A 14218-nucleotide genomic window follows, 5' to 3' on the forward strand; every position below is an offset into this window, starting at 1 on the left:
TATGTTAATGGAAGAATGTGGTGTTTTCGGAGTTGTATTAAAAAATAACGAAAACTCAATTCCTTTTGTTATTGAAGGATTAATAGCATTACAACATAGAGGCCAAGAATCTGCAGGAATAGCTTATGTTTCAAATAATGAAATTAAAGTACACAAAAGAATGGGAATGGTTATAGATGTCTTTGAAAACTATAATAAAATGTTTAGCGATTTAGCAATTGGTCATGTTAGATATTCTACAAAAGGTAAATCTGATATACAAAATGCACAACCTTTTCATGTAAGGTATAAAAACGAACACTTTGCTATTGCACATAATGGTCAAATAGAAAATGCTGAAACCTTAAGAAAAGAGTTAGAAGAAAATGGCACTATTTTCTTAACTGATAGTGATACTGAATTAATTCTTCATATACTTATAAAAAATATTAATAAAGATATTTCTAAGTGGACAATTGAAGAAATTTCTAAAACAATATTTCAATATATTAGGCCTTCATATTCATTACTTTTATTATTTAAAGACAAATTAATTGCAATAAGAGATAAATATGGATATAGACCTTTATACTACTATATATCAGAAAGCGGATATTATATTTCTTCAGAAGATAGTGGGTTTAACTTTTTAGATCCAAATAATGCTAATATATTCGAAGTATTACCAGGAGAAGCAATAGAATTTTCAAAATCAGGAATTAAAAAATTCAAAATACCTACAAAAGAAAAAAAATATTGTTTTTTTGAACATATTTATTTTGCCAGACCAGATTCAAATATTTTTGGTAGAAATGTTCATCTAACTCGAGAAGATTTAGGAAGAATATGTGCAATTGAAAATCCTGTAGAAGCTGATATAGTTGTGCCAGTTTTAGATAGTGGGTTATCAGCTGCATTAGGTTATTCAAAAGAAAGTAAAATACCTATTGAATTAGGTTTAATGCGTAATAGATATGTAGGAAGAACATTCATTGCACCAAATCAAAAAGATAGAGAAATTGGAGTCAAAAGAAAATTACCTCCTATTTCTAAAGTAATAGAAGGGAAAAGAATTATTTTAGTTGACGATTCAATTGTTAGAGGTACAACTATGAAAAATATTGTTAGTATGCTTAGAAAATCTGGTGCATCTGAAATACATATTAGAGTAAGCAGTCCTAAGGTAATAAATACATGTCATTGGGGGGTTGATATACCTAAAAAGGAAGATTTAATTGCATATAAACTTTCATTAAAAGAATTAAAAGACGAATTAAAAGCTGATTCAATAGGATATGTTTCAATTAACGGAATAAAAAAAATATTAAAAGAAGAGTTCAATTATTATTGTTTAAATTGCTTTAAAAACAATTAATAGTGAGGTGTTATATGAATTACAAAAACAGTGGAGTAAATATAGACGAAGCAAATAAAATGTTATTTAAAATTAAAAATAAATTAAAAGATAATGCCGATATGTATGCTGGTATTTTTGATATTAGAGAAATTATAAAAAATTATAATAATCCATTATTAGTCGCAAGTACTGATGGTGTTGGAACTAAAATGATTTTATTAGAAAAAGAAAAAAGATGGGATATTGCTGCTCAAGATTTAGTTGGAATGGTTTTAAATGATTTAGTATGTGTCGGAGCTAAACCTTTATTTTTTCTTGATTATTATGCTACAGGGAAATTAAACAGCGAAGAAGGGGCAGAATTTTTAAATTATTTAATTAAAATATTGAATACATTTGATTGTCAATTAATTGGAGGAGAAACAGCAGAATTACCTGGATTACTGATAAATAACAAAGTAGACGTTGCCGGTTTTGCTGTTGGTATAGTAGAAAAAGAAAAAATTTTAGGAAAAAACAAAGTAAACGATGGTGATATTATAGTTGGGTTAAAATCTAATGGAATTCATTCAAATGGATATTCCTTAGTTAGAAAATTATTAGAAGAGAAAAAATTACGCTATTCTGAAAAATTAATTGCACCAACAAAATTAATGGTTAATCAAACATTAAGTATTAGAAATTATATAAATGCTGCAGCTCATATAACCGGTGGTGGAATTATTGAAAATTTATCAAGAGTAATACCGGATGGATTATGCGCAAAAATACATGTTAACTGGGATTTTCATGAGATTTTTCATGAAATTTTGAATGCTGGAGTTTCTTTGCAAGAATCATTTAAAACTTTCAATATGGGTATAGGTATGATATATATTTTGAAACCTGAAAATTTAGAGATAATTAAAAATATTTTATATGATGAAGAAATTATTGAGTTAGGAATTATTAAAAAAGGAAAAGAAAAAATTGAATTGCAGTGGTGATAAAAATGAAAAAAAAAATTATTATTTTAGCTTCAGGAAATGGTTCTAATTTTGAAGCAATAGTTAATAAATTAAGGAATAAATATAGTATAAAATTGATAAGCGAAAATAAAGAAGCATATGTTTTACAAAGAGCTATAAACTTATATGTAGATTATGAAATAATAAATTATAAAAATTTTGAAAATAGGGATTTATATAATAAAAAGTTATTTGAAAAATTAAAAAAGGAAAAACCAGATTTAATTGTTTTAGCTGGTTATATGAAAATTTTACCTGACTATATAGTAGACTTCTTTTCAAAAAGAATTATTAATATTCATCCATCATTATTACCTGCATTTAAAGGATTAAATGCTATAAAAAAAGCATATGATTACGGAGTAAAATATACAGGAGTAACTATTCATTACGTTAATAATGAATTAGATGGAGGAGAAATAATTGCTCAAGATATTGTAAAAATAGAAACTGAAGACACATTACATTCTCTTGAAGAAAAAATACATAAAATTGAACATAAACTTTATCCAAAAGTTATTGATAAAATTTTAAGAAGGATGTGAAAAAATGAAAAGAGCTATAATTTCAGCATATTATAAAGATAATTTAGAAATTTTAGCAAAAGAATTAATTAAACATAATTATGAAATAATTTCCACAGGGAAAACCGCATTATATCTTGAGAAAAAAGGAATAAAAACAAAAAAAGTTGAAGAAATCACAAATTTTCCTGAAATATTAAATGGTAGAGTAAAAACTTTACACCCTAATATTCACGGGGGTATATTAGCAAAATATGATGATAAAATAATTTTAGAAAAATTTAATATACAAAAAATTGATTTAGTATATGTTAATTTATACCCTTTTGAAGAAATGATTAAAAAAATTAATAAAATAGATGATTTAATAGAATTTATTGACATTGGCGGTCCAGCTATGTTAAGAGCTGCTGCTAAAAATTATAAAAATACATTGGTATTAACAGATATAAATGACTTTGATTTAATTAAAGAAAATATAAATGCTGTTGATGATAATACAAGATTATATCTTGCTTCAAAAGCTTTTAATTTAACAGCTTATTATGATTCTTTAATATCATCATACTTTAATAAAATATTAAATATTAATTTTCCAAACTATAAATCATTACCTTTAAAAAAAGAAAATAAACTTAGATATGGAGAAAATCCACATCAAAATGCTGCATATTATAAAAATACAATAGAAAATGGCTTTTTTAATACTATTGAACAATTAAATGGAAAGGAGTTATCTTATAACAACTATAAAGACATTGATATAGCTTGGAAAATTGTTAATGAGTTTGAAGAATTAACTTGTTGTACATTAAAACACCAAACTCCTTGTGGTGTTGCTATTGGCAAAGATAATTATGATTCTTATATTAAAGCATACAATTGCGATCCTATATCTATTTTTGGTGGAATTGTTGCTTTTAATCATAAAGTTGATTTAAATACTGCTAATGAATTAAATAAAATATTCTTAGAAATTATAGTAGCTCCTGATTATGATTATGATGCTTTGGAAATATTAAAGAAAAAAAAGAATTTAAGAATAATAAAAGTATATAATCCTCCTAATGAAAAATTAGAATATAGTTCTATTGATGGTGGAATTTTAGTACAGGAAAGAGATCTTAAGTTATATAATGAGCTAAAAATTGTAACTAAAAATAAAATTGATGATGAATTATTAGAAGAATTAATTTTTGCTTTTAAAGTAGTTAAATATGTAAAATCAAATGCTATTGTAGTTTCAAGAAACAAAATGGCTATTGGAATAGGCACAGGGCAACCAAATAGAATTTGGGCTGCTATAGAAGCATTAGATAGAGGGAAAAACGGAATTGTTTTAGCCTCCGATGCATTTTTACCTTTTGATGATGTAGTAAAAAAAGCAGCTGAATATAATATTAAAGGAATTATCCAACCAGGAGGATCAATTAGAGATGAAGATTCCATAAAAGCAGCTAATGAATTAGGAATTCATATGATATTCACAAATATGAGACATTTCAAACATTAGAGGTGATAATGTGAATGTTATGATTATCGGAAATGGTGGTAGAGAGCATGCTTTAGCTTGGAAATTAGCACAAAGCAATAAAATTGATAAAATTTATTGTGTACCTGGTAATGGCGGGACTGCTAATGAAAAAAAATGCATTAATATTAAAATTGAAAATATTGATGAAATAGCAACTTTTGCAAAAGAAAATAATGTTTATCTTACAATTGTAGGACCTGAAAAATACTTAATAGAAGGTATTGCTGATAAATTTGAAAATTTAGGACTAAATATCATAGGTCCTAATAAAAAAGCATCAATGTTAGAAGGATCTAAAGAATTTTCTAGAAACTTTTGTAAAAAATATAATATTCAAAGTCCAAATTACAGTGTTTTCAATAATTATAATTCTGCTTTAAATTATATAAAAAATGCAAAATTCCCAATAGTTATAAAGGCTGATGGTATAGCTTCAGGAAAAGGGGTTGTTATAGCCTACAATTTTTCTGATGCAAAGAAATGTATATATGACTTTATGATTAAAGATATTTTTTCAGGTTCAGGAAAAAAAATTATTATTGAAGAATTTTTAGAAGGTTATGAAATGTCTATTTTCTTATTATTTGATGGTATTAATTATAAATTTTTCCAAAGCGCAAAAGATCATAAAAAGATAAATGAAGGAGAAAAAGGATTAAATACAGGTGGAATGGGAGCAATTTCACCACATCCAAAATTAGATAATGAATTAATGAAAAAGATTGAAGAAAAAATAATTCTCCCTACAATTAATGGAATAAAATCAGAGCAACTAAATTATAAAGGTGTAATCTTTTTAGGTTTAATGATAAAAAACAATGAACCTTATTTATTAGAATATAATGTTAGATTCGGAGATCCAGAAACTCAGGCTATGATGCCATTGCTTAAATCTGATTTATTTGATATACTTAATAATATAATTAATAAAAATTTAAATAAAACAGAAATTATTTGGGATAATAAAATATCATGTTGTGTTGTGTTAGCTTCTAAAGGTTATCCTTTAAAATATGATACGGGTTATAATATTAAATTTGATATAAATAATACAGCTACGATTTTTCATTCGGGTACAATATACAAAAATGGTAAAATAGTAACCAATGGAGGAAGAGTAATTTCTGTTGTTGGAACTAATATTAATTTGGAAAATGCTCGAAAAAATGTTTATTCTTCTATACAAAATATTTATTTTGAAAATATGTATTATAGAAAAGATATATAGTCCCCATCATTTGATGGGGAATTTTTAATCTTCTGAAGCTCCAGTTATAGTTAATAATAAATTAGTAATTACTCCAACAACAGCAGCAAGACCTAACCCTTGTAAAGCAAAATTTCCTGCTTGAAAAACAGCTCCACCTAAACCGGTTACTAACATTAATGACATTGTTACTAGATTTTTCCCTTCTACTTTTACTTGGTTGTTTATTAATGTTTTTGCACCAATACTTGCAATCATACCGAATAATAATATTTCTATTCCACCCATTACTGGTACAGGTATTGATCTTACTAATGCTCCTACTTTTGGTATTAATGCCAATAATATTGCAAAGAATGCTGCTATTCTCATTATCCATGGATTAAATGCTTTTGTAAATGCTAATACTCCAGTATTTTCGCTATATGTTGTATTTGCAGGTCCTCCAAAAAATCCTCCTAATGATGTTGCAAGACCATCGCCCATTAATGTTCTATGCATTCCTGGATCTTCATAGAATTTCTTTCCTACTACTGCTGATATTGCAAATATATCACCGAAGTGTTCTACTGATGGTGCAATTGCTACTGGTACTATTGCAGCTGCTGCATACCATGAGAATTTTGGTAAATATATTTCCGGCATTCCTACCCAACTTGCTGTTCCTACTTCTGCAAAACTTACATTTCCTGTTATTGCTGCTACTATATACCCTACTATTATCCCCCATATAACAGGTATTAATCTACTAAATCCTCTTGTATATAATCTTACTATTACTGCCGTAAATAAAGATACTAATGCTATCCACCAATTTCCACTTGCCATATTTATTGCTACTGGACTTAATATTAAACCTATTAATATTATCATTGTTCCTGATATTACTGGCGGGAATAATTTTTCAAATCTCCTTATCCCTATAAACTTAATTAATATTCCAAAACCAAACTTTACTAAACCTGCTAAAAATATTCCACCTGTTGCATAGGCTAAGTATGGTTTTAAATCTACTCCAGCTGCTACTGCATCTTGAATGTTATTATATCCAAGTCCAGCTTCATTCATATAATGCATTACTACTGCAACTATTGGAGCAATGTATGCAAAACTAGAGCCTAAAAATACTGGTACTTTCCATTTTGTGATCCAATGAAATAATAATGTTCCAAGTCCAGCTGTAAATAACGCTACATTTACAGGTATACCTGTTAAATAAGGCACCAATACTGTTGCGCCAAACATTGTGAAGGTATGTTGTAATCCTAATAATATTAATCCCCCTGTCCCCATACCTTCACTTCGATCTTCTTGTAAAGACACACTAACATATTCACTCATAATACCCCTCCTATATAAAAATATAATAAAATTATTAATATTATAAGAATTTAATTGGTTAAGATTTAATTAGTTTTTTTAATAAAAAGGTGGTGATATTGTAAGAGAAAAACTTTTTAGATGAGGATTAAACTGGAAGTTGTTTAAAGAGGAATTTAAAGGATATAAGAAGATTCTTAAAATATTCTGAGGATGAATGAAGAAAATAATTTGAGAGATTTTTAATAAGAGGTATATAAAAGATAGAAATTTTAAATTTTTTATAATATGTTTTTGAAGATACAATAAAAAGTTATTATGGAGGATTTTACAATTCATTTTAATTTTTTTCATTTAACCACCCCCCAAATTTTTTTCTAAAATATATTACACAAAATATAAATAAAAATCAATAAATTTAGTGTAAAATATAATTTACAATACTATATATAGAGTTAATAAAAAAACGGAGTAGAATATATCCACTCCGTTTATTATTATTTTTCATAACCCGTTAAGTAAAAATCTATTCCTTGTGCAGCTTTATGACCGTCCGCAACTCCATGAATAATATCCGGACCATTTACTATATCCCCACCAGCAAATAACCAAGGAACACCTAAAACGTGATTATACTCATCTGTTTTTATTCTTCCTCTTTCTATAGTAATTTTCTCTTTTATGTCTTCTGGTAAGTATGAATAATCAGGCATTTGACCAATTGATTCTACAACCATATCTGCTTCAATTTCTAATGTTTGAGATTCATCATATTTTGGATTAAATCTTCCGTTTTCATCAAAAATTGATAAAACTTTCTTGAATCTTGCTTTTTTAATTTTATCTCCTTCAGTTACTATTTCTATTGGACCCCAACCAGTATGGAAAATTACACCTTCTTCTCCACCTTCATGTTTTTCATCCCAATCAGCAGGCATTTCATCTAATGTTCTTTCTAAACTTACAACGTGAACTTCTGACTTTCCATATTCTTTATTTTGTAATCTAACCATAGTTCTGGCAACGTCCATTGCAACATTACCCCCACCAATAACTACTAATTTTTTAGGGATATATGGTTTTGGTCCATCACCAATTACATAATACTTCATTTCTTTTAAAATAACCATAGCTTGTTTAACCATTGGATGATCTGTTCCTGGAACACCTGTTGTCCTTCCTAAAGTAAATCCAGTGGAAACAAATACTGCATCATAATTATCTTTTAATTCTTCAAAAGTTACATCTACACCAACTTTTGTATTAAATTTAAATTTAACTCCTAATGATTCAATATATTTCCAATCTTTTTCAAATGATTCTAATGGCAATCTATATGTTGGTCCTCCATAATTTAAAACTCCACCAGGTCTTTTTTCTGCTTCATAAACTGTTACATCATAACCCATTAATATCAAATAATATGCAGCAGATAAACCAGCAGGACCTCCACCAATAATAGCAACTTTTTTATCCGTTTTTTTAATTATTTGTTGTTTTTGTTTTAATACGTTATCATATTCTTCAGCAGGAATTTGATCGACAATATATCTTTTTAACCATCTTATCGATACAGCTTCTCCCCTATGACCTATAGTACATGCAGTTTCACATTTATGAGTACACATTTTTCCACAAACTAAAGGTAATGGGTTTGTTTTATACAACCATCTTAAACCTTCTTCTACATCATCTTCATATACTGATCTAATATAATCAGGAATATCCATATGAGCAGGACATGTTTTTGTACAAATTCCACAGTCAACACATCTTGCTGCTTCCTCTATTGCTTGTTGTTTTGAAAATCCTTTTACAACTTCTAAGAATGTTTTCTTTCTTGTATCGGCATCTAATATTTCCATTGGTATTCTTTCTAAATCTAACAAATCTGTATCTTCTGTTCTTGTATAGCCATCTTCATATTCAATTTGATGAATTCCATCTTTTTTTGGTAAAAAGAAGAATGAGTTAGGATTTGTATCAATATGAATATATTCTTTTGACATTGTTAATGATCCTGTTGTACAAATATCTACACATAATGCACAGAAAGTACATCTTCCATAATCAATTGCTGGTCTTTCAGGTTTTGATCCTTCTTCATCTGGAAGTTCAGGTATATTAATCATATTTATAGCTTCTGTAGGACAAATTTTTGAACAAGTACCACATCCGATACATAAGTCCCAATCATTTTTATGAAAACCTCTATAATTAGCAGCAGCTTCTCTAGGTTCCTTTAAAATATTATCCATTGGAATTGTAACAGGTTTTTTTGTCATATATTTCCATGCTTTTATTGGAGCAAAAAAGCTTTTTTTTCTTTCTGACATCTTCTCACCTCACCTATCTATTTCTGGAGAACATACACCCATAGTATCCAACCATATAGCAACATCTTCTAATCTAGTTCCTGGTAAATATTTTTCAATACCTAATAATCCTTGAGGATAAGAAGCACCTCTAACAGCTATTCTGTATGGTTTGTTTTCTCCGTCGGACACAATAAAGTAACCATAATCTCCTCTAGAAGATTCAACATGAGCATATACTTGACCTTTAGGTACTCTCCACCTTAAAGCACTTCCTCTTGAAATTTTAGCTCTAATTGGACCTTCTTTAGGCATTTTATCTAAAACTTGTCTTATAATTCTAATTGATTGTTTTATTTCTTCAAATTTCATAGATAATCTGTCATATGCAAAAGACACACCTTTATGAACAGGAACGTCAAATTCTACTTGATCATATCTTGCATATGGTTCAACTTTTCTTATATCATATGCTTCTCCTGTAGTTGATCTTAATCCAATACCTGTAACTCCTAATTCCCAACATACTTCAGCTGATAAAGGGGCAGCTGCTTTAAGTCTTTTTTCCATTACAGGGTTTCTTAAAATTAAATCTTCATATTCAGGTAAACGTCTTTCTATATCATCCATTAATTTTTCTATTTTCTTTTCTATTCCTTCTGGTAAATCTTTTCTTACACCACCTGGAACAATATACATATGATAAATTCTTGCTCCTGTTATTGCTTCAAAAATATCAAGAATTAAATCTCTATCTGAGATTGCCCAGTTAGGACCAGTATATAATCCTGTAGGGCCACCAATACCTCCAAATGACATCATGTGAATTGCTACTCTAGCCATTTCTAATATTAACATTCTAATCCAATGTGCTCTTTCAGGAACTTCTATTTTTGCTAATGTTTCAATTCCCATTGCATATACCATTTCATTTATATCTGGTTCAGGAACACAAATTCTTGGAATTAATGCAAGATTATTCATCCATAATCTTCTTTCCATTAATTTTTCAAAACCTCGATGAAGCATTCCAGGTAATGGTCTAGCCTTTTCTACAATATCGCCATCTACATATAAGTGAACACTGAAATTTCCATGCATACCTGGATGGTTAGGACCTAAAAATAATTTCAACTCTCTTTTCATTCTGCTTCACCTTCTTTCGGAATGAAATCTACTTTGTAATCTCTTACATCAAATTTTTTCTTTGAATAAGCTAAAGGATCAAAATCTTTTCTTAGTGGTGGTATATCATCCCATAATTCTAAGAATAAAGGTTTTTTGGATTTTTCATTTCCTTCAAATTCAACACCAAAAAATTCATGAACATCTCTCTCATAATATTCTGCACCTGGATAAATAGAAGTTATTGTTCTAAATTTAGGATTATCCCTATCTATTTTTGTTCTAACATTAATTGTAATTGGATTATCCCAGTTATATATAATATAAACTAATTGAAATTTATTTTCTTTAATCCAATCGATACAAGTTAATAATGTTAATTGTTTCCAACCTTGGGCTTTTAAATAAGCTAAAATACTTTGTAATTCTTCGTTTTCTACATCAATTGCAAATTGTTTTTCTGACACAATATCAAAATTTATTGGATTAAATTTATTTTTTAAATCATTAATAATATCATTCATGGAATTCATCTTTTACATACACCTCCCCAAGGGCTCTAATTTGGTTTCTCTTATACCAATCATTATATTTCAAATATCTCTTCCAGCCTTGTGCATCGCCCTTGTTTATCATATCTAATAATGTCCTAAATCCATTCATTACCGCTTCTGGTCTTGGCATACAACCTGCTATATATAAATCTACTGGAAGATAATAATCTAATCTTGATATAACCGCATATGAATCATAATAAATTCCGCCATTTAAAGTACAGGACCCAAAACCTACAACGTATTTTGGAGTTTGCATTTGCTCATATGTATAAATTACCCTTCTTAAAGTTTTAACACTTAAATAACCAGTTATCAATAATACATCTGCTTGTCTTGGTGTAGCCATTGGCCCCATACCAAATCTTTCCATATCAAATCTAGAAGTCATTGTTGGAGGTAATTCTATAGCTCCACATCCAGTACAATAATGTAACATCCATAATGATTTACTTCTGAATATATTTCCGAATTTTTCCCAGAATGTTTTTGTATCTCTACAATCTAATTCATTAACATCTATTTCATTAATTTTTTCATTTTCATTTAAAGCCATACGCTCACCCCCAAACCGGTGAAGATTATAATTAAAGCTTGTATAAATGCTAATAATAGTGGAACTTTAAAATAAAACGCTACAACTTCATCAATCTTAAATCTCCCCATAACATTACCAATCATTGTTGCTAAGATATATACAAAGAAATATTTAATTAAAAATGTTATTACGGTTCCTCCGCCTAAGAATAAATTAACAAATAATCCTACTTCAATAAATTGTGCAAATTCATGTTGTAACATTAACAAACCTAAATGTTTCCCACTATATTCTACTAATGGACCTGATGCTATTTCAGCAGGAGCAATAGGAGTATCAAATGGTTTTTTACCTAACATACCTAGTAACGAAATAAAGGCTACTATTGTTCCTAATGGCATTCTAAATAAATTCCAACCTAAAATACCCATTCCTTGTTGTGCTTGAGCAATACCTGATATTGAACCAGTTTTATAACCATATATTAAAGATAAAACTACTATTAAAAATGGCATTTCATATCCTAAGTTTTGTGTTAATCCTCTCATAACCCCAATACTTGCCCAAGGGTTTCCAGAACCTGATGCACTCATAGCCATTCCTAATAACCCAATAGCTAATAAATATGTAATTACAAAGAAACTATCTAATCCCTTAAAAACTACAAAATTTCCTGCTGGAACAAAAATCAATGTTGCCATAGTTCCACCCAAAGCCATAATAACTCCAAAATCATATATAAATCCATGAGAAATTGAACCTTTACTCCATAACTTAAATATATCTAAAAATTGTTGATAAAATGGAGGTCCCATTCTTTTTTGACCCTTCGCAACAACTTTTCTAGCTATTCCTGATAAAGTTGTTTGCCAAAAGAAAGCAAGTAATACAATTCCTATAGCTGAAAAGAAAGTTGTCATATTTTATCACCCCACATAATAATCGCTGTAATTATTAATGAAATCCAAAATACAGTATAAGCAGGATTATCATTAAAGAACCATGTTTTTACTAATTTACCAAATTCTTCTACTCTCATAGCAATTGCTTCATATAACTTTTCAAAAGATGGGTGATTTTTATACATTCTTTCAAATGGCGCATAGAAGCTTTGAGAATAATGATATTTATCTGGATCATAAATAAATTCAGATGATGTATATGTATCCATTAATCCAACTTTTTTTGATTTTGGTAATAATGCAAATAAAATCAATGCTGCAATAAATCCACCAGCAAACACTAATGTTACTATGAATGAATCCCATTGGCCGCTTGGACCAAATACTTTAAATCCTTCAACTACAATAGGTTTAATGTTTAAAGTAGTTTCTATTTCACCAATAAACCTTAACATTAATCCAGGATATACTCCAAATAGTAATGATAATAAAGATAATACAACTAATGGAATTTGCATTAATATTGGAACTTCTTTTACATCTTTATATTTAGGTGATAATTGACCCAATAATGCACCTGCTAATGGTCTAAATACATATAAGAATGAGCCAACGCTTCCAAAGAATGCTGCAAAAGCAATAAATACATTCCCACCTCTAACTAAAGTTTGGAAAATAATCCATTTAGATGCAAATCCACTTAGAGGAGGAATACCAGCTACAGAAATAATCGCTAATAAATATGCAGCATATGTTAAAGGCATTTTAAATATTAAACCACCTAATTCTGATATTTTTGTTGTACCTGTTCTATATGCTACTCCTGCAAAAGCTAAAAACATTGCTGCTGAAGCTATAGCATGATTAAACATATGCATCATACCACCAGCAAAACCAAATTGATTCATTGTTGCTAAACCAATTAATATATATCCAGCGTTACTTACTGATGAATATGCTATTAATCTTTTTACATCATCTTGTTTAATAGCCATTAATGTACCTATAATAATACTTATTCCACCAATAACCATTAAAATATAATTTTCAAATGGATATCCCATTATTTTTAAATCTGTTGAAAAAACATTTGCTGAAGGCAAAATTGCTGTTACTAATAATGCTACAAATGCTCCCATTTTTTCAATCCCGCCTGCTAACGCTGCTGAATAAATTATTGGAGCATTACCTTGTGAAATAGGCGCTACAACATGAAATGGGAAAATACCTAATTCTGCCAATCCTGCTAATATTACTGTAAAGAAAAATAGCATTGCAAATTTAGGATCATTTGATAAGTTATTTATTACCATTTTTATATCAAATGTATTATATTTTGTATAAACTAATATTAATGAAAATAGCATAAAGAATGAGCCAAATGTACTTACAGCATAATATATTGATGAAGCTTTTCTAGAACTTCCAAAACCAATAATAAATACAGATGCCCAGACAGCTATTTCCCAGAAAATAAATAATGTTAAGAAATCTTTAGCAAAAAATACTCCTAATGTTCCACCCATTGCACCTAAGAATAACATATTAAATGATGCCGGATGAGACAATTTTTCCATCCAATATGGAATAAAGAATGACACTGATGCAAATACAGTCATAACAGTTATTCCAAAAAACCAAGCAAAATTAGAAGTTACTAAATTTAAAGAAAAATCACCATAATTAAACAAATTGAATACTTCATTTGCTGATTCTTTTAAAAAGTAAACATTAAATACTGAATATAATGAAATAATAATAGTTAAAAATGATCCTAACTTTTTATTAACCTTTGTTATTAAATATACTGCAAATGAACTTAGTAATATAAAAATTAAAAGTATATTTATATTCAC

General features: G+C 28.4%; 12 protein-coding genes. 5 read left to right on the forward strand and 7 right to left on the reverse strand.

Features of this window, described 5'->3' with window-relative positions; genetic code table 11:
* Position 1: 1 nt before the first annotated feature.
* From purF to purD, 5 genes are read left to right on the forward strand one after another with little or no spacing between them, the layout of a single operon-like run.
* Positions 2 to 1354, forward strand: a complete 1353-nt coding sequence (gene purF, locus AS160_RS03820) for an amidophosphoribosyltransferase (protein WP_165145139.1) — start codon at positions 2 to 4, stop codon at positions 1352 to 1354.
* Positions 1355 to 1368: 14 nt separating this feature from the next.
* Positions 1369 to 2322, forward strand: coding sequence for a phosphoribosylformylglycinamidine cyclo-ligase (gene purM / locus AS160_RS03825; protein WP_165145142.1), 954 nt, complete (start codon positions 1369 to 1371; stop codon positions 2320 to 2322).
* Between the two features lie 5 nt (positions 2323 to 2327).
* Positions 2328 to 2888 (forward strand): phosphoribosylglycinamide formyltransferase, encoded by a 561-nt coding sequence (gene purN / locus AS160_RS03830; protein ID WP_165145145.1) that lies wholly within the window; start codon positions 2328 to 2330, stop codon positions 2886 to 2888.
* Positions 2889 to 2892: 4 nt separating this feature from the next.
* Complete coding sequence (purH, locus tag AS160_RS03835; protein WP_165145148.1) at positions 2893 to 4380, forward strand: bifunctional phosphoribosylaminoimidazolecarboxamide formyltransferase/IMP cyclohydrolase; 1488 nt, start codon at positions 2893 to 2895, stop codon at positions 4378 to 4380.
* Positions 4381 to 4390: 10 nt separating this feature from the next.
* Positions 4391 to 5629, forward strand: coding sequence for a phosphoribosylamine--glycine ligase (purD, locus tag AS160_RS03840; RefSeq protein ID WP_165145151.1), 1239 nt, complete (start codon positions 4391 to 4393; stop codon positions 5627 to 5629).
* A 24-nt stretch (positions 5630 to 5653) separates the two neighbouring features.
* On the opposite strand, the gene AS160_RS03845 is transcribed toward purD, so the two are convergent.
* From AS160_RS03845 to AS160_RS03875, 7 genes are all read right to left on the reverse strand, one after another.
* Positions 5654 to 6949: a uracil-xanthine permease family protein gene (locus AS160_RS03845; protein ID WP_165145154.1), complete on the reverse strand. Its 1296-nt coding sequence runs from the start codon at positions 6947 to 6949 to the stop codon at positions 5654 to 5656.
* Positions 6950 to 7425: 476 nt separating this feature from the next.
* Complete coding sequence (locus tag AS160_RS03850) at positions 7426 to 9264, reverse strand: FAD-dependent oxidoreductase (RefSeq protein ID WP_165145157.1); 1839 nt, start codon at positions 9262 to 9264, stop codon at positions 7426 to 7428.
* A 9-nt stretch (positions 9265 to 9273) separates the two neighbouring features.
* On the reverse strand, positions 9274 to 10389 hold the full coding sequence (locus AS160_RS03855) for an NADH-quinone oxidoreductase subunit D (protein ID WP_165145160.1): 1116 nt from the start codon (positions 10387 to 10389) through the stop codon (positions 9274 to 9276).
* Positions 10386 to 10901 (reverse strand): NADH-quinone oxidoreductase subunit C, encoded by a 516-nt coding sequence (locus AS160_RS03860; protein WP_165145163.1) that lies wholly within the window; start codon positions 10899 to 10901, stop codon positions 10386 to 10388. The genes AS160_RS03855 and AS160_RS03860 overlap by 4 nt, the downstream gene beginning before the upstream one ends.
* Positions 10885 to 11478 (reverse strand): NADH-quinone oxidoreductase subunit B, encoded by a 594-nt coding sequence (locus AS160_RS03865; RefSeq protein ID WP_165145166.1) that lies wholly within the window; start codon positions 11476 to 11478, stop codon positions 10885 to 10887. The genes AS160_RS03860 and AS160_RS03865 overlap by 17 nt, the downstream gene beginning before the upstream one ends.
* Positions 11469 to 12380, reverse strand: coding sequence for an NADH-quinone oxidoreductase subunit H (locus tag AS160_RS03870; protein WP_165145169.1), 912 nt, complete (start codon positions 12378 to 12380; stop codon positions 11469 to 11471). The genes AS160_RS03865 and AS160_RS03870 overlap by 10 nt, the downstream gene beginning before the upstream one ends.
* Complete coding sequence (locus tag AS160_RS03875; protein WP_165145172.1) at positions 12377 to 14218, reverse strand: proton-conducting transporter membrane subunit; 1842 nt, start codon at positions 14216 to 14218, stop codon at positions 12377 to 12379. Before AS160_RS03875 ends, AS160_RS03870 begins: the two co-directional genes overlap by 4 nt.

This window comes from Marinitoga sp. 38H-ov, assembly GCF_011057715.1.
Taxonomy (GTDB): Bacteria; Thermotogota; Thermotogae; order Petrotogales; family Petrotogaceae; genus Marinitoga.